We start from the raw sequence: 26,251 nt of genomic DNA on the forward strand, positions 1-26,251 counted from the left end.
CCTGAAAATATACCGTATATGAAAACCGTACAGTGTACAGCCCCGGTTAAAATAGTACATTGGCTTTTTATCACGCCTCTTGCGAGTCCGCCATGCCTTCACTGAACCATCACTGGCCCTACCCCGCTTTGATCGCCCACCGTGGCGCCGGCAAGATTGCCCCGGAAAACACCCTGGCTGCCATTCGGGTCGGTACCCAGAATGGTTTTCGCATGATGGAGTACGACGTCAAACTGAGCCGCGATGCGGTTCCCGTACTACTGCACGATGACCAGTTGGACCGCACCTCCAATGGTCAGGGTATTGCCTCCCGGCTGACACTGGCCGAACTGTCAGCCCTGGACTTTGGGGCCTGGCATTCCTCGGCCTACGCCGGAGAGCCCATACCCACATTAAGTTCGATAGCCGCCTTTACCCTAGCCAATCAGGTGCACAGCAATATCGAAATCAAGCCCACCACTGGGGACGAGGCGGAAACGGGTCGACGGGTTGCCCTGGCTGCGCAGGCTCTGTGGGCACAGGCCAGCTTGCCGCCTTTGCTGTCCTCTTTTTCCGAAGCGGCTTTGGAAGCGGCCCAGCAAGCCGCCCCCACCCTGCCTCGCGCCCTGCTGATTGAAGAAGACGTTCCGGCAGACTGGCCTGAACGCCTGGAACGCCTAGGCTGCATGGGTCTGAATTTGAATGATCGTTTTGTCAGCCAGGCCTTGGTTCAGGCGATTCGGCAAAAAGGCTATACCGTAGCCGTATGGACCGTCAACGAGGCTGAACGGGTACGCGAACTGCTGGATTGGGGATGCAATGGCATCTTCACTGATAAAGTCACTACCATTCGCCCCGATACGCTTTAATTAAACCGCAACATCAGGATTTCTCTTGTTCAGTTACCGTCACGCCTTTCATGCTGGCAATCACGCGGACGTGCTCAAGCACGCCACCTTGCTGCATATCTTTAATTACTACACTCAAAAAGACAGTGCTTTCAGCATCATCGATACTCACTGCGGTGCCGGTATCTATGATCTGGAACACGATTGGGCGCAAACCAAGGGCGAGTTCTACGACGGCCTGGACCGGGTCTTGCAGCAAGACGACTACCCGGAGCTGGTGGAACACTATATTGATGCCATTGCCGACCTGAACCCAGACGGCACGGCGCGCTACTACCCCGGTTCCCCCTGGTTGGCACTGGAGCGCTTGCGCCCCCAAGACAGCTTTCATGGCTTTGAGCTACATCCGTCCGAATTTGAAGTCTTGAGCGACAACGTGGCGCAATTGTTCCCTCAAGGCAATCGTCGAGTACGTCTGTATCCAGACAATGGGTTTGAACAGTTGGGGCGCCTGCTACCGCCGCCATCGCGACGCGCCATCGTGGTGATGGACCCCTCTTACGAGGCCAAATCCGACTATCAACAGGTCTTGAACAGCGTCAAAAATGCCCTCAAGCGATTTGCTCAAGCCTGTATTGTCGTGTGGTATCCCATTGTGCAGCGGCCCGAAGTGCAGGCCTTGCAACGCAAGCTGGAGCAACTGGATACGCCCTGGCTGCATGTCAGCCTGTCGGTTCGTGCTCCGGCCAAAAATGGGTTGGGTTTGCATGGCAGCGGCCTGTTCATCAGCAATCCTCCCTGGACGCTGCTCAAGGCTCTGGAACAAAGCATGCCGTGGTTAACAAAAACGCTGGCCCAGGATGACAAGGCCAGCTTTCAACTTCGTCATTCGGGGCTGTAAGCCGCCCCTTTGCCTTTAGGCCAGGCGCTCGGACTCTTTCATGTAGCGCCACTGGCCCATAGGCAGGTCGCCCAGTACCAGTTCGCCAATACGCACACGCTTCAAACCCACAACCTTCAGACCGACCAGCTCGCACATGCGGCGAATCTGGCGTTTCTTGCCTTCGCGCAAAATGAAACGCAGCTGGTCATCGTTCTGCCAGGACACTTGGGCAGGCAGCAAAGGCTTGCCATCCAGGCTCAAACCAAAGTTCAGCAGTTCCAGGCCGCGCTCGCTCAGCTTGCCGGTCACACGCACCAGATATTCCTTGTCGATGACCGAGTCTTCGCCAATAATCTGCCGCGCAATACGACCATCCTGAGTCAGGATCAGCAAGCCGGTGGAGTCAATATCCAGACGACCAGCCGGGGCCAGACCGCGCAAATGTGCTGGGTCAAAGCGTTGGCCACCGCGGCCACCCTTGTACTGCGTGGCCGCACCGATCAGGGAAACCGCATTGCGATAACCGGCTTCAGCTTGCCCCGACACATAGCCCACGGGCTTGTGCAACAGGATGGTGGCACGTTGGGTCTGGCGCTGACGCGCCTGTTTTTCCAGTGTGATTTTCTGATTGGGGTAGGCTTTACTCCCCAATTCAGAGACGATTTGACCGTCCACACGAACCCAGCCGCGTTCGATGAAGGCATCCGCCTCACGGCGTGAACACATGCCGCGCTGGGCCATTAATTTTGAGATACGTTCTTTTTCCATGAGCGCTATTTTATGGCTTTGGCGATAATACAGGACATGAAATTTTCCTCCAGCACAAAAAAACCCTGGCACGAGCGAATTCATCCCTCTGCCACCCCTGCCCAAAAGTACTGGCTACACCGTCCCGGCGCACTGACCGCCGGTTTACGCCGCTTGGGCAACGTCCATCTGGAAGTCGTCAGCGAATACACATGCCGCTTGAGTCCTCAAGAAGCCGCTTTGATTCAAAAGCCACTGGGCACGCTGGCCTGGATACGAGAAGTATCCATGTCCGTGGACGGAATCCGTTGTGTGATTGCCCGCAGTTTCACTCCCCTGCCCGCCTCGCACAGCGTCTGGCAGGGTATGCGCCGGCTACGCAGCCGACCGCTGGCCGACATGCTTTATAACGATGCCCAGATACAACGCTCGGCTTTTTTAAGCTGTCGATTGAATCGGGGCATGAGCGTTTTCCGCACAATTGAGCGCGCCCTGGCCAGTAGTGACGAACCAGTTCCGCCGGCTCAGCAGATTCTGTCTCGCTGCTCCGTCTTCTGGCGGCACGGTCAACCCCTCCTGGTGGCTGAATCCTTTATGCCAGCCTTCTGGGCACGTGGTGCTACACTGGCTTAGCTAAAATTCAGCATTAACTAATAAAACAAAGTTATATACCGAGACCCGCCATGTCCACGCAAGTCGATCCAAGCCGTCGCAACGCCTTTATTCTTTCTGGAATGCAAGCACTTGGCGGGGCCAATCCGGCATTGGTGGTGGCGCTTAGCAGTCTGGTCGGGCAAAAAATGGCCAGCAGCCCGGACCTGGCAACCTTGCCGGTGGGTATTTTCAACCTGGGGTTGGCCATCGGCATTTTGCCTGCCGCTTTTCTGATGCGCCGTTTAGGACGCCAGGGTGGCTACATCATTGGTGCCTTGCTGGGCATAGGAGCGGGCCTGTTGGCTGCTGCCGGGATTTACAGCCTGTCCTTTGTCCTGTTCTGTGTGGGCACCCTGTTGGCCGGGCTGTATGCCTCTTATGTACAAAGCTATCGCTTTGCCGCTGCGGATGACGCCAGCGATACGTTCCGACCCAAAGCCATTTCCTGGGTTATGGCCGGAGGGCTGTTGGGAGCAATTATCGCTACCCAGACGATTATCCATACTCAGGACATCTGGCCGGATCACCCCTTTGCCGCCGCCTTCCTGGCGCAGGCGGCCTTGGCAGCTCTGGTCTTGCCTTTTGCCTTTTGCCTACGCTTGGCACCAGGCACACGAAATCAGCAAGAGAAGATACCCTACACCGGACGCCCCTTGCGCGTGATTGCCTCCAACAGCTACTTCATTATTGCGGTCATCGCTGGGGTCGCTTCCTACGTCCTAATGAATTTTCTGATGACGGCCTCACCCTTGGCCATGGTCATGCACGGTCATAGCCTGAAAGAATCCACCCTGGGCATTCAGTGGCATATTCTGGCCATGTTTGGCCCGAGCTTCTTTACCGGCAACCTGATCAAGCGCTTTGGCAAGATCCCCGTCACCTTTGCGGGCGTGCTCTTGTTGGGGCTGGCCAGCATTGTGGCGTTGCTGGGCATGACGGTGCCGCACTTCTGGGTCAGCCTGATTTTGCTGGGCCTGGGCTGGAACTTTGGTTTCATCGGTGCCACCAATATGGTGGTGGACTGCTACCGTCCCGAAGAGCGTGGTCGTGTGCAGGCATTGAATGACTTCATCATCTTTACCTGTGTGGCCTTGTCCTCCTTTACCTCGGGTCGTGTGCTGGCCGTCTATGGCTGGTACGGCGTCAATACCTGGACGCTGCCAATTTCGGCAGTGGTCATGCTGGCCCTGGCCTGGCTGTACGTCAAGAACAAGCGTCAGCCCTACTTCGCCACTTAATCAAAGCGACCACTCATGAAAAACGGCCCCCAAGCCTGGATGTCATCCCAGGCTTGGGGGCCGTGCTTCCTGCATTCAAATCATTGGTAAATAAGCGGGCCTGGGGCCGCGTGGAAACTGAGCATCCAATGCTTGAATGTGCTCGGGCTGCAACACCAAATCTGCAGCGGCTGCATTTTGCTGGGCATGAACCGCGCGCGATGCCTTGGGAATCACAAACACATTGGGGTCACGCAGCAAAAAGGCCAAAGCCACTTGCCGCGCGGTGGCCTGATAGTGGCTGGCAATCTCGGCCAACAAGGCCCCGCCTTCAGAATCCGGCTCCGGGAAATCGTCGTGACCGAAGGGGCTGTACGCCACCACGCTGATCTTATGCTCCTGACACCAGGGCATGACTGCGTGTTCAATGGCGCGCTCATTCAGGTGATACAGAACCTGATTGCAAGCAATCTCGCCCGGCCCCACGATGTCATACAGCTCTTCCAGATCTGGCACGTCAAAATTGCTGACGCCCCACTGCCTGATCTTGCCTTGCTGAACGAGCCGGTCAAAGGCCGCGCAGGTTTCCTCCAAAGGAACCTGGCCGGGCCAGTGCAATAAATACAGGTCCAGATAGTCCGTACCCAAACGCTTCAGGCTGGCCTCGCAAGCACGGATCACGCCCTGACGGCTGGCGTTAAAGGGCAAGACCTTGGACACCAGAAAAGCCTCGTGACGACGACCTTGCAGAGCCTGACCGATCAAGGTCTCTGCCTGCCCGTCGCCATACATCTCGGCGGTGTCGATATGGTTCATGCCCGCGTCCAGCCCGGCCTGAAAAGCCGTCATGCTTTGCGACCAATCGGCCTGCTCGACATACCAACTGCCTTGGCCCACACACGAAACACGCGGTGCTGAACCTAGTTTTTCATATCGCATCAGCTTGTCCTTCCAGAACGACTACCCACACCAGCCAAGTTGCGGCCACCTTACAGTGCGTCGCGACCGCTCTCCGAGGTTCGAATGCGGATAGCCTGCTCAACCGGTGTCACAAATATCTTGCCATCACCGATCTTGCCAGTGTGGGCGGCTTTAATAATGGCTTCGATAATCGAATCACAGCGATCGGCTGCCACCACGATGTCCACACGGATCTTGGGCAGAAAATCCACCACATACTCGGCACCGCGATAGAGCTCGGTATGACCTTTTTGGCGACCAAAGCCTTTCACTTCAGTTACGGTCAAGCCGTTAACGTCCAGCTCTGCCAGGGCTTCGCGAACTTCATCGAGCTTGAAGGGTTTGATGATGGCCGTAATTTGTTTCATGGTTACTCGCACGTCAAATTTAAAGAGGATCTTTCGCACTGCCCGACAAAGACGGGCGGTGGCTTTCGGCTGCCAGACTCAAGCCAAGGCTCAAATCCCGACCGGTGGGCGACTGGAACAGACGCAAGCCAATCTCAGGCAGCACCGCCAGAATATGGTCAAAAATGTCACCCTGGATGCGCTCATAGTCCACCCAGGCGGTTTTATTAGTAAAGCAATACACCTCGATCGGGATACCCTCTGTCGTAGGGTCCATCATGCGCACCATCTGGATCATGTCCTGGTGAATTTCAGCGTGGCGTTTGATATAGGCCGTGCAATAGGCACGGAAGGTGCCCAGATTGGTCAGACGGCGATAGTTGACCGCATCCATACCCGCACGGCTCAGCTCCTGATTGGAGCGCTCCAAATCTTCTTTTTTCTCAGCCAAATAATCACGCAGCAACGCAAAACGCGACAAGCTATCAACTTCGGCCGGAGTCAGAAAACGAACGCTAGAAGCATCAATGCTCAAGGTACGTTTGATGCGTCGCCCCCCCGACTCGAACATCTGACGCCAGTTGCGATAGCTCTCGGAAAACAGCTTGTAGGTGGGGATAGTCGTGACGGTCTTGTCCCAGTTCTGAACTTTGACCGTATGTAGAGCGATATCAATAACAAAACCGTCTGCCCCGGCCTGCTTCATCTCGATCCAGTCGCCGATGCGCAACATGTCATTGGTGCTCATTTGCGTGCTGGCCACCAGCGACAGCAAGGTGTCTTTAAAGACCAGCAACAGCACGGCCGACAAGGCACCCAGACCGGAGAGCAGCAAGACAGGCGATTGATCCAGAATGATAGAGATCATGACGATAATGCCAATCGCCCACACCGCTATCTTGGCCACCTCCACATAGCCCTTGATCGACTTGGTGCGCCCCTTGCTGGAGTTGGCGTAGACCTCTTGCCACGCTCCCAAGAGGCTGACAATCGCCATGATGAGAAAGACCAGAAAGCCCAGTAAGGCCACCCGTTCGACCACCTCCAGCAAAGTCTTGGCCAAGGGCAACAGGGTCAGATTTGAGCTGACCACCAACAAAGGCACGGCATAGCCCACATTGCGCACAAAGCGTTTTTTCACCAAGGCTCGTGCCCAGTCATCTTTGCCCGCCACTTTCAGCAAACGCCGTACCAGGCGCGAGAGAACGGAACTGGTCAACCAACTGACAACCCAGACCAGCACAGTCAGCATCGCCAAACCGGCCAATATCTGTACCCAGCGATCCTGCGGTAAATACGCTTCGATCCATTGCCATCCCAACAAATCGGCAAAGGTACTGTCTTGCTCCATGTATTCTTCCTTATCCCACCAGCCCCAAAAAGGGCCTGCATGGTTTCCTAGAGTCTCAAAACTATCTAATATACTGCACAGCGTCTGTTTTCTGCGGGACTGGATGACCTGCGTCAGCCCGTCCAATCCACTATAATCACCCTCTATGTCAACAAACACCCCCCCCTCTTCCCAAGACCAGTTCGCCAATAAGGCCATGGCCTGGTCGGCTCGTTTTTCCGAGCCCGTCTCTGACCTCGTCAAACGCTACACAGCGTCGGTGGACTTTGACAAGCGCATGGCCCGCTTTGATATTCAGGGTTCCTTGGCCCACGCCAGCATGCTGGCTGCCGTCGGTGTGATCACCGAGCAGGACAAGGCCGACATTGAGCGCGGCATGAGCCAGATTCTGGACGAAATCGCCCAAGGCCAGTTCCAGTGGTTGCTGGACCTGGAAGACGTACACCTAAACATTGAAAAACGTCTGGTCGAGCTGATTGGCGATGCGGGCAAGCGCCTGCACACTGGCCGTTCGCGCAATGACCAGGTCGCCACCGATATCCGCCTGTGGCTGCGCAATGAAATCGACATTGCCCTGGACCTGCTGGCCCAGATGCAGCGCAAGCTGGCTGAATTGGCGCTGGCTCAGGCAGACACTATTTTGCCTGGCTTTACTCACCTGCAAGTGGCACAGCCCGTTACTTTTGGCCACCATTTGCTGGCTTACGCTGAAATGTTCCAGCGCGACGCCGAGCGTCTGCAAGACTGCCGCAAACGCGTGAACCGCCTGCCTTTGGGCGCTGCCGCTCTGGCCGGTACCAGCTACCCCATCGACCGCGAAATGGTTGCCAAGCTGCTGAACTTTGACGATGTGTGCCGCAACTCGCTGGATGCCGTGTCGGATCGCGACTTCGCCATCGAATTCTGCGCCGCTGCCGCCCTGATCATGACGCACATCTCCCGCTTCTCCGAGGAGCTGGTGCTGTGGATGAGCCCCCGCGTGGGCTTTATTGATCTGGCTGACCGCTTTTGCACCGGCAGTTCCATCATGCCGCAAAAGAAAAACCCCGACGTTCCCGAACTAGCCCGTGGCAAGACCGGTCGCGTCAATGGTCACCTAATTGCCCTGCTGACTTTGATGAAAGGCCAACCCCTGGCCTACAACAAGGACAACCAGGAAGACAAGGAAGGTCTGTTTGATTCGGCTGATACCATTCGCGACACCCTGACCATTTTTGTCGACCTGATCTCCGGCATCAAGGTCAAGCCTGAAGCCATGCGTGCTGCTGCCTTGCAAGGCTTTGCTACCGCTACTGATCTGGCTGATTACCTGGTCAAGAAAGGCCTGCCTTTCCGTGATGCCCACGAAACTGTGGCCTTGGCCGTGCGCGAGTGCGAGCAACTGGGTTGCGATCTGGCTGATCTGAACCTGGAGCAACTGCAGAAATTCGATAGCCGTATTGAATCGGATATTTTTGGCGTGTTGACCTTGGAAGGCTCGGTTGCTTCGCGCAAACACATCGGCGGCACCGCCCCCGAGCGTGTGCGTATCGAGGCACAGCGTATTCTGGATCGTATTCCAGGCTGATAAGAGCTTCGGCTGGAAGTAGAAAAAGCCGCTCCTGAAACAGGAGCGGCTTTTTTTTTGGCATTGACTCAGATTTGATCTGACGTGTTCTGTCAGTTGCGTTAGGGTTGGGACTGGAACTGCTGCTTTTGGCCAAGAATGGCCCTTCGGGAGCAGCCGCTTCGGAGTGATTCAAAATTCAAGTGTGCTTTAGGTAGGAACGCTGCAGCTCACCAGATGAACCAGACTCGAGATTAGATGCTGAATCAGCACCTGCCGCATGGGCGGCTAGTTCGTCGTTGAGGCAATTAGGGCGTTCCAGTGTCGTTTGTCTTCCTGCTGGATTTCCTCAAAAACTGCTTTGACGGTTTCCTCCAGAAGAAAAATTAATTCATTATTCCCCACAATTCGCTCAATCGTGTTTCCATGGCTAAACGTGTGCAAGAACTTGAGAATGGATTTAGCCCGCTCTTTGCCGAATAGCTCAGCTGCTCGCTGATCTACAGTCTCTCTCTGCGTACTTGGGATTCGTGCGAATGTGTAGAGTTCAACAAATCGCCTTAATGCATTCGGAAGAATAAGCAGATGCTCATGTCCGATCTTGTCGGCAGATGTGTGGAACTTGTAAATCTGATCGAACAGGAATTGATACTCTGAGCCATAGCGTGCCAAAGATGCAGGCATGTCTCGCAACTCTGATAAGTTCTCGCTGATGCGTTTTACGATGTATAGTCTGGCCTCGCTGTTGCTATCTGGCTTTAGCTCTCGCATCAAATTGAAGAACTCAAAATTGTGAGTAGAAATGAAGAGCTGCTTGCACGCCGTCTTCCACGCCTCACTTCCATTCGTTTGCCTTACCTTCGTGAAGAACAGATCGTTTATGGCTGCGGTCACCTGAAAAATGTGATTGCTATCGAGGCTTGAGATCGGGTCGTCAATGTAAACAATAGTTTCTTTGAACTCATCTTCCTTAAGCTCCTTGAGCTTGGTTAGGAAATAAGAGAAGGCAACGGCCGTCCTCTCACCATCACTAAGATTCTTGGCGACTCCTCCATTTTTTCTGACAAGCTGGAAGCGCTCTTGGTTACTCGCATCTTTGGTGACCTCGATCTGAATGGCCTGACTTCCAAGCATCGAAGCAAGCCGTTCATTTATCTGCTCTCGGCCCCGTTGTGCATGGCTTATTTCTGCTTGCAGCTTCTCAGACTCCGATTGAAGCCTTTGCACGAAGGTTTGAAGGCGGTCCATTCTTGCTATGATGATCTTCTTTTTTCTTTCGCGGCCTTCTGCCTCCAGTTTGTCGGACGCCTCTTGAACAAAGTGATTTTTCGCCTTCTTCAGTGCATCCTTTCGAGCGTGGACAAAGTTGGCAGCAAGAGCGTTATTCGCCATGATCACCACATTGATAGCAGCGAGGGTATTGCTGATGCCTGATTCAATATCCTCAGAGATCGGGGCAGGCTGAATAGATTTCCTTGGGAACTCCACCTTGCTTTTCACCTCTTCGACTAGTGTGCTCAGAGCTGAATTGAATGCCCTGACCTTTTCTTCGAGCGGTTTGCAGGCTTCGATATAGGCATCCTTGAACTGTGGATTCAGCTCAGCAGGTTTGGGGAGTTCAATATTGATTGCCGCAGCCTCAACACGTCGTTGAAGATCTTGCACCTTGTTCTTGTGCTCAGCTAGATCTTTAGAGAAGTGGGATCGAAAAGCATCGAGCCGATCCTGCGTAACTGTGTTACCGCAGAACTCGCAAGTACCTGGCTCAGCATGCAGCCCAAGGCCGTCCTCAATCCATCGCTCAATAGCTGGATTTTCTTCTAGGTGCTTTAGCGTGTTTGAGAACGTTGGTGTGGTTGAGAGCAGGCTATTTGCTTCTTCGTGAAGCTTCTTAATAGATGGGGCGCTGTGAACCTGAGAGACTTCCAAAGGCTTTTTTGAATCTGGCGTGAGAGCCAAATCAATGGCATCCACCAAATCCTTCTCTGACAACAGTTGAGATTCATCTAGGAGACCAATGGCTAGGATGTCATTGTCAAGATGTCCCGCATTGTAGGGATCGACCTTGAGGCTTAGCCGGATATTTTGAGCAAACACTCGTTTTGCTTCTCTGATAGCCTCGGTGTGCTCATCACATTTTTTTTTGAGCCCTCGGCTGCATTCCTTCGCTGCCTTAACCCTTTCGTTGCACTGGTTGATCCTTCTTTGAGCCTCTTCAGATTCCTTGCCTAGCAGGAGAATTGCATTGCAGTTCCCAGAGTCAAAGGACAGGTTGTTTCTTACGAAATCTGAATTAAAGACGCGAACGGGTATGACGGACTCATGGAAATTCCTTTCTGTGATGGCATCTGTGCCGCCATTAAAAGTGAACTCGCAGTCTTTGAAATCCGGGTGAGGTGACTTTGCTTCGAGCTTGGCAAAGAGCCTAGAGAGAGTGGTCTTTCCAGAATAGTTCCAACCATAGATCAGGTTCTTTGAGGCAAACTCTTTAGTGCCTGCCGGCTTGGTGTATGTCTGATAGACGCCAAGCTTTTTGATCCGCTCTATGCTTCTCAGCATTTAAGTCTCCCTTAGATAGAAATATTCTTCGTGATGCCTTTGCTGCTGGATTCGATTCTACCTGCGTTGGGATTGACCGTCATTGTGCAAGCAGACATAGCGGTTTTCAAGGGTGAAGAACTGCTTTCAGGCCACTCAACTCGTGGTAACGAACGACCTCAAAGGGTCGTTTTCTGCCCGATAGATCTGCCAGCTTCTGTTAGATCACCCTGAGTCAACATATTTATACCGCTTCGACTTACTTCCAATCCTGCCTGCCCGGATTTGCAGCGTAGACTTCGTACTCAGCTTCGCTGCTGATACTGGCAAGCTACCTTTACTAGCTACACCTCCTGGCCTGCCAAATCCTCCAGCAAGGATCGAAGAAGCGGCACCGCCTCAAAGTGCAGGTGCCGCACTCAACGTTAAGGCTGAGGCTGAATCAACAGCATCGTGCTGCTTTGCGCATTACGACGAATGTCCGCATGCGTCACATCCATGGTCTTGCACTCGAAGTTCTCGTACAACTTCAACTGATCCTCGTAATGCGGGCTACGCACACCATTACGGTCGGTGAAACCGCTTTGGCCGGGTGGCATGGCATCGCAGAACTCCACGCCCTGGGTATCAAACACCACACGGTTGTTTTCCGTGCCACGGTTCTGATAGCCGGTAAAGGCAAAGGTATTGCCCAACGTTGTCTGCGGGGTGCCTGTGAAATTCTTGTCACTGAAGCGGTGCACCGAGGTCGGCATGGTCCAGCGCTCCATCTGAGCGCCCTGCTCCTGGCTCAAGCGGGCCTGCGCATTTTGCAAAGCCGTGTGCATGATTTCTGGAGACGAGCGCTCACCAAAAACATTCACACGCTTGGGATCAGGATTGGCTTCCAGGGCCAAGGCACGCAACAGTACCTTGGTGCCCATGCTCAAGTTGATGGAACCAGGATTGGGACCTTGCTGTGTGGCAAAACCTGCCTGGCTGTACATGGTGCGATGGGACTCGGGCACCACCGGCATCAGAACCTGCTTGTACATTTCTTCCAGCCAGGTTTTGAACAACACCCGTGCCGGTCCGGTATTTTGCCCGGCTTGATCGTGTTCCATGCCATCCCAGGCCAACAAGGTCGTCAACGCCGCCTGACTACCATCATTGGCAGGTAGACTTTGCGCCAATTTTTCCAGATGTGGACGGAAGTAGCGCCAGTTCACATCGCTATAGGACGCCTTCTTGTTGAACGTCCAGATCTCCTGCACGCTGAATACGTCTTTCTGCTGATATTGGCTGACCAGCTCGTTCATGCGATCGCCGTAAGTCCAGTAGTACGTATCCGTGTTGGTCTTGTCCGGCGCAGGTTTGTTGTTCCAGTTGACCAGATAGCCCTGGGGTGGATTGTAGGCTTTGGGAATCGCGTCAAAACTCTTGATGCCCAGCCACTCCATGCTGCCGTCCCCTTTAGCAGGCACGCGGATGTCCTGATCGGCAGGACGCTGGGGCAGGAAGGCCGGCGAGACATAGCCAATATTGCCGTGCTTGTCGGCGTAGTACCAGTTAATGGAAATCGCCATCTTACTGGCTTGATCAAGAAACTCCGTCCAGTTGCGGGCCTTGGCCACGTTCAACCAGGCCAGCAAGGACTGCACCTCATAACCATCCCAACTGCGTTTCTTGCTGTAAGCCGTGCCCTGATCGTAATCAAACTGCATCACTGGGCCGTGTACGGTGCGCCAGATCGTCATTTCACGATCAGCCTGACCACGCACCTGGATGCGCTCCTTGCGCTGCTCCATCGTGCGCCAGGCATTGTTGAACCAGTACTGATCGGCACGCGCCGGATTCAGCCTCTCCTGGTACATATCCACCACGTCCTGAGGACCGGCAGTCGCCCCCCAGGCAATCTCGCTATTGGTGCCAAACAGAACAATTGGATAAGCAAAAGGCGTGTTGCCCACCACATCAAAGCCCGCGCCGTGCAAGCCGATGCCGTAGGTATAAGCCGGGTTGTACCAGCCAAACTGCGGGCCATTGATCAGCACGGTAGACCCATCCTGAACGCGCTCGGGGCGAGTGCTCCACAAATTGCTGGCCTTGGGCGCAAAGTCCGGGCCACGACCACCCCAGTGCTTGTCCTGACGTTCCAGCTCGGCAGCCAGCACTTGCGAGGAAACATGAGCCAGATTCCGCGTCCCTGCTTGCGCCTGTGGCTTGTGCTCGGCAGCGGGAGCCGGAACCGTGGTAGGAGCTGTTGTGTCATTGATCCACAGCAGCTCATCAAATAAAGCACGGCCACGTTCCGGGCCGTGCTCTTTTTCCAAAGACTGACGCATGGCCAGCGCCGTCACTTCCAGATTCGTGTCGGAGAAGCGATTAGCCATAGACCCGACCCAAATCATGACCACGTCAAAATCCGTCAGCGGCTCGGGCTGGAAATCAAAGTCTACATATTCTTTGGGCAGCAGCTCGGGACGTCGTCGCACCTGCTCCAGATAGGCGTTATAGCCATCAGCATAGCCACGGAAAATGTCGCGCTCATCTTTGGACAAGGCAGCGATTTGCCGCTGTATGGAAGCGGGTGTGAAATTCTGCCTGACCTGCATGTCGTACTTGACGTAAACATCCTGCTCGCCAGGGCCTAGGACGGCAGCGGTTGTACCTACAAAGGAGCGACGCGCCATGTCCATCTGGAACAGACGGTCTTGGGCGACCGCATAACCATAGCCGTAATACAAGCCATAGTGGCTGTCGGCAAAGACATGCGGCACACCATAGCTGTCGCGCATCACCTCTACCAACTGCACTTGCGCATGAGCCGGTGCCCACGCCAAACCCAAAATCAAACCAGCGGCCGCAACCCCTGTACGAACAAGCCCTTTCTGCATATCTGTCCCTCATTTTTATGATACTGATAATTCTTATGAACCTAAAATATTGAAGCCAATACAAATAGGAAATCACAATGTAAAGCAATCAGGATCGAAAACAAGTGAGGGCTTGCCCTAGTCAGCGCCGCTAAACAAGGACTTGAAAACGTACTTAGAAAGACACCAGGCGGCCGGGGTTCACCGCACTCATCATGCCAATGGCGGCTTTGACCACAGGGATCGCCAGACCCGATAACTGATGGCCCAACGGAATGCTGCGGTGGGTAATATCCGTCAACATGGCAAAGTCCTCGTTGCGACCCATGACGTCGTCACTAATGGCTTTACCAATACGCACGGTTTGCGCCACGCCGTGGCCACTCCAGCCATGCACCATGTAGACGGGCACCGCATCCTCGGTTTTGCGCGAGTCGGTCGCCCCGTTCAGGGTGAAGTCACTGATCCCGCTCCAGGAAAACTCCAGCTGCACCTGCTCCAGCTGTGGGAATACCGTTTGGATACGATCCAGCAAATAATCATTGATACGTTCAGGGGACCAACTGGTGCCCGTACCCTGCCCGCCAAACAGCAAGCGGTTTTGACGCACGGCACGGTAATAGTCGATCTGGAATTGGGTGTCGTACACCGCACGGTCCGTTGGCAGCAGCTCGCTGACCGGGCACTCAAGGGGTTCAGTCACGCCCACGTAGGTATAGAACGGGACGGTGGTATTGGACTGCGTAGGCAAGAACTGCGAGGTCGTGTCATGGACGGCCAGCACCAAGGCCTGACGCGCCAGAATCGTGCCACCGGCAGTGACCGCCAAGGCACCCTTTTCTGTCTGCTCGATCTCCTCGACCGGACTGCCTTCATAAACCCGACCACCATGCTGAACCAGGCCATACACCAGCCCCCGCAACAGCGCCAAGGGATGCAGTTGTCCGCCCAGAGTATCCACCACGGCACCGTGATACAGCGGTGAACGGATTTCCTGTTCCAGTTCGTAGCTACCCACAATCTCCACACTGGTATCGCCCAGGTAGCGGCGGGCATCCGCCCCCTCCACCAGAGCGCCCATATGGCCTGCATGAACCGCAGCCGTCAAATGGCCACGACGACGATCAAAATCCAGTTCGTAATCCTGAGCAATCTGATCGAGCAAATCCATCGCTTCATGCGAGGCAAAGCGCCACAAGCGGCGGGCTTCATCCAAAGGCAGATGGGCAATCATATCTGCCGCTTCCCAACGGGCCAAACCGGGAGTTAACTGGCCACCATTTCGACCTGAGGCGGCAGAGCCAATACTGTCTTTTTCCACCAGCACCACATCCAGGCCGGAGCGGGCCAAATGCAAGGCGGTCGAGGCACCTAACAGGCCACCGCCTACCACCAGCACATCACATTGCGTGTCGGCTTGCAGAGGATCAAAGCGGGTCCAGGGGGCAAGCGATGCTTCGTAATACGTCGCGGGCGCGACGGCGTCGTTCAGATGATCTTTGCGCCAGTTCCACAATCGGGGATTACTGACCAGCAAGCTCTCTGCGCTAGAGACATCGTTTAAAAGTGTGGGTTTAGAAATCAGCATAAATGTCCTGTGTCTGTTACGGCCCTTTGGCCGCCTGGATCACAGAGCGGAATGCTCCGGTGACGCCCCGTCAACGCGGCGTTCCGTTCTGTCTCGTTATCAACACCCCGTTGCAAAAACGGAATGGAACGATCTTCTTCTACGCTGTAGAATTAATTTATTCTACTCTGTAGAGTTAAACTTGGCAAATCAACCCTTTTTATCTCCGCTTCGACAAAGGAACTCTATTGGCACAAGCACCCTCCACGCGTACCCGCAAATTGAATAAGGACGAGCTGGCCATCGCTGCCGTCACCTTGATGGAAGAAGCCGGAGACAGCGGCTTTTCTTTACGCAAACTGGGCGAGCGCGTCGGCTGCGATCCAATGGCCGTGCTCTACCACTTCAAGTCCAAAGAAGGTTTGCTGCGCGCGATGGCTGATTATTTGACAAGTCGCATTCAAGCTGTGGATACAGAGCTCGCGTGGGCGGAACGCCTCTATGAGCTAGCCCGACAATACCGCGAATTGGCCTTAAACCACCCGCAGACGTTCAGGCAGATGCAGCGATTTCTGAATACCGGCAAGGCTGACTATCGGGTGCTTGAACAGGTGTACCGGGCCTTGCGCGACGCAGGTTTGAGCGATGCCGAAATCCCCGCCGCCTGTGTGGGCTGGTACGCCGCTTTATATGGACTGATTCAGGGCGAACTCGGTGGACTTATCCGCCCGGTCACAGAAGAAGAACTGAACGAACTGGAGCAATGGCCTGCTGAGGATGTGCCTATGCTGCGCCAGATTCTGCCGCGTTTTGTCAACCTGCAGCCCGATCACGTGTTCAAAATGATGATGGAGCTGATACACGATGGCTTGATTGCCCATGCCGGTAAAGCGGCGACGCCTACCCAAGGACAGTGAAGCCAGAAACAGACGGAGTCCAGCAGACAAAACAGACTGGTCTGCCTAGATCTAAAGCATCGCGGCAAAGAGCAGATCGCATTGGCAACAGCATGAGCCGGTTCAGGCCATCAGATTAAGCCAAGCACAGGTCCTTACCAACATTCCAACCGGCCTTTAGCACGTCATGCCGCCGAAGTAATCGGCATTGAAAACAACGGCGCCTTGACCTAACGAGCTGACAAAGCCACCCAGGAAAAACAAAACGCCCCGCAAACTGAACTGCACCCCAAAAGTTGGACACTCATCCAACCTTTGGGGCGTTTTATATCCAGCCCGCTTAGGTATGCTTAACGCGTAAAAACCGCAATCGATTCCACGTGCGCCGTGTGCGGAAACATATTCACCACACCGGCTGATTCCAGCGTATAGCCACCTTGATGCACCAGTACACCGGCATCGCGCGCCAACGTACCTGGACTACAGGAAACGTAAACCAGACGCTCGGGGCGTTCGTGCTTTTCCAACTGTGCCAAAGCGGTGGCCACAGCGAAGGCACCATCGCGCGGCGGGTCGATCAACATGCGGTCGAAATGCCCCAGGTCACGTAGCCATTGCACGTCCACTTCAAACAGGTTCAGGGTAGTAAATTTCGCCTTGTCCTGCAGGTCATGGGCCAAGGCCGCTTCACCGGCACGTTCGGTCAAGGTGCTGCTGCCTTCAATCCCGACCACTTCGGCGGCGCGGCGTGCCAACGGCAGGCTGAAGTTACCCAGACCACAGAACAAGTCGGCCACACGGTGCTCGGGTTTGACGTCCAGCAAGGTCAAGGCACGCGAGATCAGGCTGCGGTTAATGTCGTGGTTCACCTGCGTAAAATCCGTAGGGCGATACGGCATGCGCAGATCAAACTCAGGCAGTGCGTACGCCAGTTTGTCCGCATCCTCACGCAACAAAGGGTGCGCTGTTTCAGGGCCTTTAGGCTGCAACCACCAGCTAATATCGTGCTCCTGGCCGAAGTCTTGCAGGCGTTGAATATCTTCGCCCGTCAATGGCTCCATATGACGCAAGGTCAAGGTCGTGATCTTGTCGCCCATGGCCAGCTCGATCTGAGGCAAACGATCCGGTCGGGACAGGCCTGCCAGACAGGTGCGCAAAGGCGCCAGCAAGGCGGACACCTTGGCAGGTAAAACACGACATTCCGTCATGTCCACCACGTAGCGGCCATTCTTTTCACGGAAACCCACCAGCACTCCGCCTTTTTTAGGCACATAGCGCATGGAGAAACGGGCGCGATAACGATAACCCCAGTAGGGACCGTGCAATGGCGCCAAGACGCGGCCAGGTTTGACCTTGCCAATATGACCCAGGGAGTCTTCCAACACACGCTGTTTGACCGCCACCTGGGCCGAAGGCTCCAGGTGCTGCATGGCACAGCCACCACAGACACCAAAGTTGGGACAGGGAGGCTCGGCACGCTGGGACGAGGCTTTCAACAAAGCCGTCATACGGGCTTTATCGTATGAATCTTTGGAGCGTACCGTCTCGGCCAGCACTTCCTCGCCAGGCAAAGCACCTTCCACAAACACCACTTTGCCCTCTTTATGGGCGACGCCGCGTCCTTCCAGATCCAGCGATTCAATTAACAATACGTCAGACATTCGATAAAAACCTAAATAAGCGTCCTGCCAAGCAAAATGGCGCAGTTGCATTGCAGCAAATGATGGCGAATCGCTGATTTTACAATGAGCCTTCCGCACAGCGGGTAAAAACAAGCAGAATGCGGCAAGAGCGGTTGAGCACAGCGGGTGAACCCACCATGCCCAGGAGGGTCAGCAAACAGCGCGGGCAAGCGTCAGGGCCCATCTCCGTTAAAAGCCTCAGAGCACCCAGGCGCCAGACACAGTACACAAAAAAAGCGGCCAAAAGCCGCTTTCTTGTCAGTCCAGATACCGAGCTTATCGCGTAGGCAGGTACGAGATCGGATTGACCGGCGTACCGGAACGACGAATCTCGAAGTGCAGCCGTGGCGAGGTGGTGTCAGATTGACCCAGATCGGCAATACGCTGTCCCTTCTTCACCTGCTGGCCCGTTTTAACGTGCAAGACACTGTTATGGGCATAAGCGGTAATAAAACCATTGCTATGACCGACCAACACCATCGAACCTAAACCACGTACACCATTACCGGCATACATGATCTTGCCATCCGCAGCGGCAACCACGGGATCACCCACCTTGCCTTCAATATCAATGCCCTTGGTCGAGGCATTGAAGCCCTGGATGATCTTGCCACTGGCAGGCCAACCCCAGGCGATCAGGGCAGCGTCGCTAGCGCGAGGCGCAGACACAGGTGTTTCAGTCTTGACCGGAGTGGCCGGGCTGACGGGCGAGGTCTGTGTGCTACCGCTACCGGCTGGGCGAGTGTTGACTGCCGCCATCGAGGTATTGCCATCCAGACGCAAGGTTTGGCCCACGCGCAGCATGGAAGGATCGGTAATCTGGTTCAACTGGATCAGCGAGTTCACGTCCATGCCGTGTGCCTGGGCGATTTTGTAAAGCGTATCGCCAGGACGTACCACATAGGTACCTGTGGCACTGCTGACGCTGCCCGCCGCCGAAGAAGAACTCAGGTCGGTGACTGGGGCACGCTCGTTACGGCTTGCACAACCAGCCAGCAGGGTACTGGTGACCACAGCCGCCACCAGGCACTGACGGGGCGTCAAGAACCACTGTGTACCGGTGGAAGCAGCGGTTAACGGTAACCTGACTGCATGCTGCATAAAAATCTCCTGAGAATATCTGACTAAATCTGGGTTCCGGCTCGCATCGGCACGAAGCGAACCGCATCAAGTTCTTCACGACGCCACGAAGCCTGTCCGGTGCGTTCCACCAAAACCAGGCGCTGTTGTGTCGTACCTTCAGGGGCGATCAGCCTCCCCCCCAATGTTAATTGTTCCAATAAGGTTCTGGGAATGACCGGACCGGCTGCCGCCACAACAATAGCATCATACGGGGCTGCCGCAGGATAACCTTGCATTCCGTCACCAAACAGTATTCGAGCACGTTGCGACAGACCTAATTGACGCATGTGATCGCGGGCCATATCGCACAAACCTTTGATGCGTTCCACGGCGTACACTTCTTTGACCAATTGTGCCAAAACAGCGGCCTGATAACCACACCCGGCGCCGACTTCCAATACTTTATTCGGTATTTTCTGGTCACACACCAAACTGATCATATGAGCCACGACCCAAGGCTGGGAGATGGTCTGCGCAAAGCCAATGGGCAAGGCATCATCTTCATAGGCCCGACTGGCCAAACCTTGATCAACAAACTGATGGCGAGGCACTACCTGCATGGCGGCCAACACCCGTTCATCGGTAATTCCCTGTCGGCGTAAGCGCTCAATCATCATGCCACGCGAGCGTTCCGAGTTCAAACCCAGATTGACACTTGTTGACACTTGCGGTGACAAATTGACCGACGGTGTCGGTTGTAACTGACCCCGTTGCACGATGCGCGTATTGCTGTTGCTGGCAGACAAGCCACTGCCCAGGCTGGACTTGCCAAACCGGTTCCGTGTCCCATCCGCGAAGGGATAGCGTTTGCCGGGTTTGCTTGTCATTGCACCCAGTCCCGCAAACCAGCCAGTTGATCGTGATTCGTCAGATCTGCCCGCAAGGGAGTAATCGACACCGCACCGCTTTCAATCGCTCCGAAATCCGTTCCCTGCTCGCTATCGGACACGCCACCTACACGACCAATCCAGTAGACGGGTTCGCCATAAGGAGTCTGGCTTTTCACCACCGGCTCCGAGGGGTGGCGCTTGCCCAAGCGCGTCACCTGCATACCTGTCAGGGCTTCATACGGCAGGCACGGAATGTTCACGTTCAATAAGGTATTGGCCGCCAGTGGCTGCTTCTGACACCGCTGCACCAAGTCCCGTGCCACGCGCGCCGCGCTGTCCAGGTTTTTCCAGCCCCGTTCGATCAGGGAAAAGGCAATCGCGGGAATGCCGAATAAATGGCCTTCCATCGCAGCAGCGACCGTGCCCGAATACAAAGTGTCATCACCCATATTGGCGCCATTATTGATACCGGACACTATCAGATCGGGACGGAAGTCCAGCAAACCGGTCAGCGCCACGTGGACACAATCAGACGGTGTACCATTCACAAAATAAAAACCATTGCTGGCCTGGCGCAGCGACAAGGGACGATTCAAGGTCAGGGAATTGCTGGCACCACTGCAATTGGTCTCAGGTGCAATGACAGTTAGCTCGCCCAGCCCTTGCAAAGCTTCATACAACGCCTCGATACCGGCTGCTGTATAGCCATCATCGTTGGAGACCAGAATACGCATGCTTACTTTTCCGTTAAAAATCTAACAGGGGCAGCAAATTGTACCCGCTGCCTTTGGTATTTTGCTGCAAGGCCGGTAGAATCCGCGCAACAATAATTGTGGAGCTCAATCCTCATGAACGCCGTTTCTTTTGCTGTGGCTGTACCGCTTGTCGCCCTTTTATCCTACTTGCTGGGGTCTTTGCCGTTTGCCGTAATCGTCAGCAAGATCATGGGCTTGCAAGACCCTCGCACCTTTGGTTCGAAAAATCCGGGAGCCACTAATGTACTACGTAGCGGCAATAAAAAAGCAGCCATTCTGACCTTGTTGGGCGATGCCTTCAAAGGCTGGCTGGCTGTCTTTCTGACCCAACAGGCCATCAGCAACTGGGGCTGGGCACCCACGTTACTGGGCGTCAGCGCCTTTTTTGCCTTTTTAGGTCACTTATACCCGGTCTTTCTGGGCTTCAAAGGCGGCAAAGGCGTGGCAACCGCGCTGGGTGTCATCCTGGCCCTGCTGCCCTGGCTGGCTCTGGCTACCGCAGCCACCTGGCTGATTATTGCCTATGTCAGCCGTTACTCCTCACTGGCCGCCATTATCAGTGCCGTGTTCGCTCCCTTGTTTTACCTACTCGGTGCCAAGGTGGTCTGGCCCATGAATGCGTCCATTGCCACCGCCCTGGTCCTGATCAGTGCTTTCTTGCTGTGGCGTCACCAAGAGAACATTCGCCGTCTGCTGACAGGCAAAGAAAGCAAGATCGGTTCCAAGAAAAAATAAATACTAACGCTCTGGCGGGGAGACGGGCTGATTTACACAGGCCAGATCCCAGCGAGGCCGAATGGCAAAGCCATGCTGACTATCATCTAACGTCGCCAAACCGTGTTTGACCCGCATGGCCGCCGCAAAAGCAATCATGGCACCGTTATCGGTACAGAACTCCAGCGGTGGAAAAAACACCTCGCCCTTCAAACGCGCCACGGCTTTTTGTAGATACGCCCGCAAGTGGCGGTTGGCACCCACACCACCGGCAACCACCAAACGTTTCAAGCCGGTTTGCTTCAAGGCTTTGACGGCCTTGGCGGCCAACACATCCACAATCGCGGCCTCGGTCGCGGCGGCCAGATCAGCGCGTTGCTGTTCAGTCATCCCGCCCTCTTGCGCTTCCAGCTTGCGCAGGCGCGTCAGCACGGCAGTTTTCAAACCACTAAAGCTGAAATCCAGATCCTTGCTATGCATCATGGGACGCGGCAACTCGTAGACGCTGGGGTCTCCCTGTTCAGCCAGACGCGACAGGGCCGGGCCGCCGGGATAGCCCAGGCCCATCAGCTTGGCGCTTTTATCAAAGGCTTCGCCCGCCGCATCGTCCAGCGTTTCACCCAGCAATTCGTACTGACCCACGCCATCCACGCGCATCAGTTGGGTATGACCACCCGAGACCAGCAAAGCCACAAAAGGAAAGTCCGGACGCGGCTCGGCCAACAAAGGCGAGAGCAAATGGCCTTCCAGGTGATGGATGGCAATGGTCGGTTTCTTCAGCGACCAGGCAATCGACTGCGCCACGCTGGCTCCCACCAGCAAGGCCCCGGCCAGGCCAGGACCGGCGGTATAGGCAATGGCATCGACCTGATCGAGCTGCATATGGCAAGAAGCCAGCACCTGACGTGTCAAGGGCAGGACACGGCGGATATGATCGCGAGAGGCCAGTTCAGGCACCACCCCACCGTATTCACGGTGCATGGCAATCTGGCTGTGCAAGGCATGGGCCAACAAGCCCTGTTCCGTGCTGACCAGCGCCACGCCGGTTTCATCGCAGGAACTTTCAAATCCAAGAATATTCATAGGACTTATTTTAGCCTGCTGTATTGGGGAAAATAGGAATTTATCCCCTCAAGACAATCAGCGGATAGTGTCGGGGTTGTGCCGATACATCGCGACAAAGGGGGGCGACGCCGTGGCACACTCGTGGTTAAAATCCCGCATCGATAATCTCAAGCTCCGATCGCCTAATAATCACAAGGAGGCTGCCCATGTTTGAACGTCTCTTCAAACTCTCTGAGCATGGCACCAACGTTCGTACCGAGGTCCTGGCAGGTATTACCACCTTCCTGACCATGTCCTATATTATTTTTGTGAATCCAGACATCCTGTCCTCCACAGGCATGGATCGCAACGCTATTTTTGTCGCTACCTGCTTGGCCGCCGCTTTGGGCACCTTCATCATGGCCTTTGTGGCCAACTGGCCTATCGGCATGGCGCCGGGTATGGGTCTGAACGCTTTTTTTGCCTTCACTGTGGTCGCCTCCCTGGGCTATACCTGGCAACAAGCACTGGGCGCGGTCTTTATTTCCGGCGTAATCTTCCTGATCCTGACGGTGACTGGCATCCGATCCTGGCTGATTCGGGGCATTCCCAAATCCTTGCAAAGCGCGATTGCCGCCGGTATTGGTATGTTCCTGGGCCTGATTGCCTTGATGAACTCGGGCATTGTGGTCGCTCACCCCGACACCAAAATTACATTGGGTGACCTGACCCAACCAGCCGCACTGTATGCCATTTTAGGTTTCTTCATTATTGCCGCCCTGGATGCGCTGAAAATACGTGGTGCGATTCTGATCGGCATTCTGGCCGTGACCGTTTTATCTATGCTGACCGGTCATAGCGAGTTCGGTGGCGTAGTCTCCGCCCCGCCCTCTCTGATGCCCACGTTTATGCAACTGGACATCATGGGTGCTCTGCACACCGGCTTTGTCCACGTAATTCTGGTTCTGGTACTGGTTGAAGTGTTTGACGCCACTGGCACCATGATCGGCGTTGCCAAACGTGCCCGTCTGATCGAGGAAGGCAAACCCAATCGCTTGGGTCGCGCCCTTTTAGCCGACAGCACCGCCATTGTAGCTGGCTCGATGTTAGGCACCAGCAGTACCACCGCCTACGTGGAAAGCGCCTCGGGCGTGCAAGCCGGCGGCCGTACCGGTCTGACTGCCCTGACTATCGGCGTGCTGTTTCTGCTGGCCCTGTTCTTCTCGCCCCTGGCGGCTACCGTGCCCAACTACGCCACCGCCCCCGCCTTGCTGTACGTGGCGTGCTTGATGATGCGTGAAATTACTGAAGTGGAGTGGGAGGACATGACCGAGGCTGTCCCTGCTGCTCTGGCTGCCTTTTCCATGCCCTTCACTTACTCGATTGCCAACGGTCTGGCCTTTGGATTTATCAGCTACGTCATCCTGAAACTGACAACCGGCCGCTGGCGCAGTATTCACCTGGCCACGCTGATTGTGGCCATCTTGTTCGTGATCAAATACGCCATCGCTACGGAATGAAAAAGCATGCTTTAAACTCGTTTGGCGCTTTAGGGCTGTCTGGAAAACGAGTACACTGATCACATGTTTAACGAAGCGGCTGAACACCATCAGCCGCTTTTTTATTGCGGAGGCTCCCCCATGAGCATCGTCGAACTGAACGAAGAAACATTCCAGGCAGCAGTAGAAGACGGCAAACCCCTGATCATCGACTTCTGGGCTCCCTGGTGCGGTCCATGCCGCCAATTCGCCCCTGTCTTTGACGCGGCAGCGGCCAAGCACCCCGACGTGACCTTTGCCAAGGTCAACACCGAAGAAGAGCAAGAACTGGCTGCTGGCCTGCGTATCCGCTCCATTCCAACCTTGATGGTATTCCGTGAACGCGTTCTGCTGTTCTCGCAAGCCGGTGCCCTATCCGCTGCCCAACTGGACGACCTGATCGAGCAAGTCCAGGCTGTGGACATGGAAAAAGTCCATGCTGAAATTGCTGCTCAGCAAAATCAGCAGCCTGACCAGGCTTAATCGGCCCAGTTCCACAAAAAACGCCAGACAACTTGTCTGGCGTTTTTTTATGCCTGAGTCTGCTTTATTCGCAGTTTTCCAACTCAAGAATCGCAAAACCGCTACGTTTGATTTCATTCTCGACCGGCGCGGAAGCCATTTCCGTATGGCAAAAACGACACTCTCGCGAGGTGAAACTTTCCACACTCACCCCTTTGGCCTCGAGATAACGCCGACCATAACTCAGGACCTTGTCCATATCCTTGGCCTCATCGCTGACCAAAATATCAAAGTGCATACGCCGCCCGTCAGGACGCACGACGTAGGTATCAAACACGGCAATCTTCATGACAAACCCTTTTCAGCAAAACACCTAATAGGTACACGTAGGCCCGCAAGAGGGCGAGCCTTCCTTTTCCATCATCCCCTCTTTCTTGTTTTCCTGGGCCGGGCGACGAGCAATCAACTGCCCGACAAACGCACCCAGACGCAAATCATCCAGATGGCCCAATTCCTTCAAAGCCAGCTTGCCATCACGATCAAAAATAATGGTGGATGGCGTGCCGCCCAGTCCCCACTCCTTCATGGTGCGCGGCAAGGGGCCGCTGTCTGAGGGCTGATCAATGGCAATAGGAAAATTCAAGCGATACTCATGGGCGAAGGCTTGCAAGGCTGCCGGGCCCATCACCGCATGATGCTCGAACACGCTATGCAGGCCAATAATGCGCAAATCATCGCGCGAGAACAAGGTATCGAGTTTCTTGGCTTGCGGCAGGCTGTTGATGACACAGCCCGGACAAAGCATCTGAAAGGCAGTGACCACCACAACGCGGCCACGCAAGGATGACAGGCTTAATGGCGCGCTCGTATTGAGCCACTGGCTGGCATGGATCTCGTAGGACATGACATATACCCACAATGCTGACTAAACCCGATCATACCCGCAGGCTGGATGCAGACTTAGAAGGAATCAGAAGTGTTTAGTATGGCCACGGCCCGGACAGCGCGAAGGGACAATCGTCTGGAAAAGATACCTTTTCGTCCAAAAAGGCTCCATCAATACAGATGGCAAGAACAAGCTCATTGCGACCCGGCTTGCTGAACGGAAGATAGCCTACGTTTGCTCCAGGGGCTCACATTCGCCCTGGCCACGCGTCATATTGATAAAGGACTGCTGGAACTCCGTCTTATGCTCGACTGGCAGATTCAATACCCACTGCACGCCTTCAGCGTCGAATTGCTCGTCCTGAACCTGAACGCCAAAACTGTCGAAACGGGATTGAATCAAAGCCAGGTCGGCGAAGGAGCAGCGGCAGCGCAAGGCGGCCATGGGAATCAGTTCCTGCTTGTCAGCAAGACGCAAACATTGAGCGGCCACGCCGCCGTAGGCACGCACCAGGCCGCCCGTTCCCAGCTTGACGCCCCCAAACCAGCGAATGACCAGCACCGCGACACGGTCGCAATCTTGCCCTTCTATGGCTTGCAAAATGGGGCGCCCGGCCGTACCGCCAGGCTCGCCGTCGTCGTTAAAGCGGTATTCAGCCCCGATCTTGTAAGCCCAGCAGTTATGCGTAGCATCGGGCACAGCCTTGGCCTGGAAGAAGGCCAAGGCCTGGCTGGCACTGTCTACTGGTGCAGCCAGTGCCAGAAAACGGCTTTTTTTGATGTCCTGCTCAAAGCTGGTGGGCTCACGCAGGGTAAAGACGGCCACCGCTA

24 protein-coding genes are annotated in these 26,251 nt (G+C 55.0%); 9 read left to right on the forward strand and 15 right to left on the reverse strand.

Annotated elements, in window-relative coordinates; genetic code table 11:
* The first annotated feature begins 92 nt into the window (after positions 1 to 92).
* Together ugpQ and OKX01_RS10410 are read left to right on the forward strand one after the other, a co-directional pair.
* Complete coding sequence (ugpQ, locus tag OKX01_RS10405) at positions 93 to 848, forward strand: glycerophosphodiester phosphodiesterase (RefSeq protein WP_199827820.1); 756 nt, start codon at positions 93 to 95, stop codon at positions 846 to 848.
* Between the two features lie 25 nt (positions 849 to 873).
* Positions 874 to 1,728: a 23S rRNA (adenine(2030)-N(6))-methyltransferase RlmJ gene (locus OKX01_RS10410; RefSeq protein WP_094196877.1), complete on the forward strand. Its 855-nt coding sequence runs from the start codon at positions 874 to 876 to the stop codon at positions 1,726 to 1,728.
* Between the two features lie 15 nt (positions 1,729 to 1,743).
* Here OKX01_RS10410 and OKX01_RS10415 read toward each other — a convergent pair whose 3' ends face one another.
* Positions 1,744 to 2,478 (reverse strand): pseudouridine synthase, encoded by a 735-nt coding sequence (locus OKX01_RS10415; protein WP_094196878.1) that lies wholly within the window; start codon positions 2,476 to 2,478, stop codon positions 1,744 to 1,746.
* A 36-nt stretch (positions 2,479 to 2,514) separates the two neighbouring features.
* Between OKX01_RS10415 and OKX01_RS10420 the strand changes: the two genes are divergently transcribed.
* Positions 2,515 to 3,090, forward strand: a complete 576-nt coding sequence (locus OKX01_RS10420) for a chorismate--pyruvate lyase family protein (RefSeq protein ID WP_094196879.1) — start codon at positions 2,515 to 2,517, stop codon at positions 3,088 to 3,090.
* Between the two features lie 50 nt (positions 3,091 to 3,140).
* Positions 3,141 to 4,349: an MFS transporter gene (locus OKX01_RS10425; protein WP_094196880.1), complete on the forward strand. Its 1,209-nt coding sequence runs from the start codon at positions 3,141 to 3,143 to the stop codon at positions 4,347 to 4,349.
* A 75-nt stretch (positions 4,350 to 4,424) separates the two neighbouring features.
* Here OKX01_RS10425 and OKX01_RS10430 read toward each other — a convergent pair whose 3' ends face one another.
* From OKX01_RS10430 to OKX01_RS10440, 3 genes are read right to left on the reverse strand one after another with little or no spacing between them, the layout of a single operon-like run.
* The gene (locus OKX01_RS10430) at positions 4,425 to 5,267 is read right to left on the reverse strand and encodes an aldo/keto reductase (protein ID WP_094196881.1); all 843 of its coding nucleotides are present in this window, start codon (positions 5,265 to 5,267) and stop codon (positions 4,425 to 4,427) included.
* A gap of 50 nt (positions 5,268 to 5,317) precedes the next feature.
* Entirely contained in the window at positions 5,318 to 5,656 is a 339-nt protein-coding gene (locus OKX01_RS10435; RefSeq protein WP_094196882.1) for a P-II family nitrogen regulator, read from the reverse strand.
* A gap of 19 nt (positions 5,657 to 5,675) precedes the next feature.
* The gene (locus tag OKX01_RS10440) at positions 5,676 to 6,986 is read right to left on the reverse strand and encodes a mechanosensitive ion channel family protein (RefSeq protein WP_094196883.1); all 1,311 of its coding nucleotides are present in this window, start codon (positions 6,984 to 6,986) and stop codon (positions 5,676 to 5,678) included.
* Positions 6,987 to 7,131: 145 nt separating this feature from the next.
* Between OKX01_RS10440 and argH the strand changes: the two genes are divergently transcribed.
* Entirely contained in the window at positions 7,132 to 8,553 is a 1,422-nt protein-coding gene (gene argH / locus OKX01_RS10445) for an argininosuccinate lyase (RefSeq protein WP_094196884.1), read from the forward strand.
* Between the two features lie 267 nt (positions 8,554 to 8,820).
* Here the strand turns inward: argH and OKX01_RS10450 are convergent, their stop codons facing one another.
* From OKX01_RS10450 to OKX01_RS10460, 3 genes are all read right to left on the reverse strand, one after another.
* On the reverse strand, positions 8,821 to 11,091 hold the full coding sequence (locus OKX01_RS10450; protein ID WP_094196885.1) for an AAA family ATPase: 2,271 nt from the start codon (positions 11,089 to 11,091) through the stop codon (positions 8,821 to 8,823).
* Between the two features lie 404 nt (positions 11,092 to 11,495).
* Complete coding sequence (locus OKX01_RS10455) at positions 11,496 to 13,946, reverse strand: penicillin G acylase (protein ID WP_094196886.1); 2,451 nt, start codon at positions 13,944 to 13,946, stop codon at positions 11,496 to 11,498.
* Positions 13,947 to 14,100: 154 nt separating this feature from the next.
* Entirely contained in the window at positions 14,101 to 15,513 is a 1,413-nt protein-coding gene (locus tag OKX01_RS10460; protein ID WP_234354309.1) for an NAD(P)/FAD-dependent oxidoreductase, read from the reverse strand.
* Positions 15,514 to 15,740: 227 nt separating this feature from the next.
* On the opposite strand from OKX01_RS10460, the gene OKX01_RS10465 reads away from it, so the two are divergent.
* Positions 15,741 to 16,409 (forward strand): TetR/AcrR family transcriptional regulator, encoded by a 669-nt coding sequence (locus OKX01_RS10465; RefSeq protein ID WP_094196887.1) that lies wholly within the window; start codon positions 15,741 to 15,743, stop codon positions 16,407 to 16,409.
* Positions 16,410 to 16,738: 329 nt separating this feature from the next.
* Here OKX01_RS10465 and rlmD read toward each other — a convergent pair whose 3' ends face one another.
* The 4 genes from rlmD to surE all read right to left on the reverse strand — a co-directional run bounded on the left by rlmD (position 16,739) and on the right by surE (position 20,756).
* Positions 16,739 to 18,049, reverse strand: a complete 1,311-nt coding sequence (gene rlmD, locus OKX01_RS10470) for a 23S rRNA (uracil(1939)-C(5))-methyltransferase RlmD (protein ID WP_230017960.1) — start codon at positions 18,047 to 18,049, stop codon at positions 16,739 to 16,741.
* A gap of 297 nt (positions 18,050 to 18,346) precedes the next feature.
* A complete protein-coding gene (locus tag OKX01_RS10475) occupies positions 18,347 to 19,171 on the reverse strand; it encodes a peptidoglycan DD-metalloendopeptidase family protein (protein ID WP_094196889.1) in 825 nt (274 codons plus the stop codon).
* A gap of 23 nt (positions 19,172 to 19,194) precedes the next feature.
* A complete protein-coding gene (locus OKX01_RS10480) occupies positions 19,195 to 20,019 on the reverse strand; it encodes a protein-L-isoaspartate(D-aspartate) O-methyltransferase (protein WP_094196890.1) in 825 nt (274 codons plus the stop codon).
* On the reverse strand, positions 20,016 to 20,756 hold the full coding sequence (gene surE, locus OKX01_RS10485; RefSeq protein WP_094196891.1) for a 5'/3'-nucleotidase SurE: 741 nt from the start codon (positions 20,754 to 20,756) through the stop codon (positions 20,016 to 20,018). Before surE ends, OKX01_RS10480 begins: the two co-directional genes overlap by 4 nt.
* A 114-nt stretch (positions 20,757 to 20,870) precedes the next feature.
* Between surE and plsY the strand changes: the two genes are divergently transcribed.
* On the forward strand, positions 20,871 to 21,512 hold the full coding sequence (gene plsY, locus OKX01_RS10490; protein WP_094196892.1) for a glycerol-3-phosphate 1-O-acyltransferase PlsY: 642 nt from the start codon (positions 20,871 to 20,873) through the stop codon (positions 21,510 to 21,512).
* Between the two features lie 3 nt (positions 21,513 to 21,515).
* Here the strand turns inward: plsY and tsaD are convergent, their stop codons facing one another.
* Positions 21,516 to 22,574, reverse strand: coding sequence for a tRNA (adenosine(37)-N6)-threonylcarbamoyltransferase complex transferase subunit TsaD (tsaD, locus tag OKX01_RS10495; protein ID WP_094196893.1), 1,059 nt, complete (start codon positions 22,572 to 22,574; stop codon positions 21,516 to 21,518).
* Positions 22,575 to 22,762: 188 nt separating this feature from the next.
* Between tsaD and OKX01_RS10500 the strand changes: the two genes are divergently transcribed.
* Complete coding sequence (locus tag OKX01_RS10500; protein ID WP_094196894.1) at positions 22,763 to 24,055, forward strand: NCS2 family permease; 1,293 nt, start codon at positions 22,763 to 22,765, stop codon at positions 24,053 to 24,055.
* Between the two features lie 120 nt (positions 24,056 to 24,175).
* Positions 24,176 to 24,556, forward strand: a complete 381-nt coding sequence (gene trxA / locus OKX01_RS10505) for a thioredoxin (RefSeq protein WP_094196895.1) — start codon at positions 24,176 to 24,178, stop codon at positions 24,554 to 24,556.
* A 64-nt stretch (positions 24,557 to 24,620) separates the two neighbouring features.
* Here trxA and OKX01_RS10510 read toward each other — a convergent pair whose 3' ends face one another.
* From OKX01_RS10510 to OKX01_RS10520, 3 genes are all read right to left on the reverse strand, one after another.
* Positions 24,621 to 24,884: a DUF2024 family protein gene (locus OKX01_RS10510; protein ID WP_094196896.1), complete on the reverse strand. Its 264-nt coding sequence runs from the start codon at positions 24,882 to 24,884 to the stop codon at positions 24,621 to 24,623.
* Between the two features lie 24 nt (positions 24,885 to 24,908).
* The gene (locus tag OKX01_RS10515) at positions 24,909 to 25,439 is read right to left on the reverse strand and encodes a peroxiredoxin family protein (RefSeq protein WP_264671718.1); all 531 of its coding nucleotides are present in this window, start codon (positions 25,437 to 25,439) and stop codon (positions 24,909 to 24,911) included.
* 210 nt (positions 25,440 to 25,649) lie between these two features.
* Entirely contained in the window at positions 25,650 to 26,246 is a 597-nt protein-coding gene (locus tag OKX01_RS10520; RefSeq protein ID WP_094196898.1) for an IMPACT family protein, read from the reverse strand.
* Positions 26,247 to 26,251 lie beyond the last annotated feature (5 nt).

Origin of the sequence: Alcaligenes sp. SMD-FA (genome assembly GCF_025960365.1) — a bacterium.
In the GTDB taxonomy this organism is placed as follows: Bacteria; Pseudomonadota; Gammaproteobacteria; order Burkholderiales; family Burkholderiaceae_B; genus Alcaligenes; species Alcaligenes aquatilis.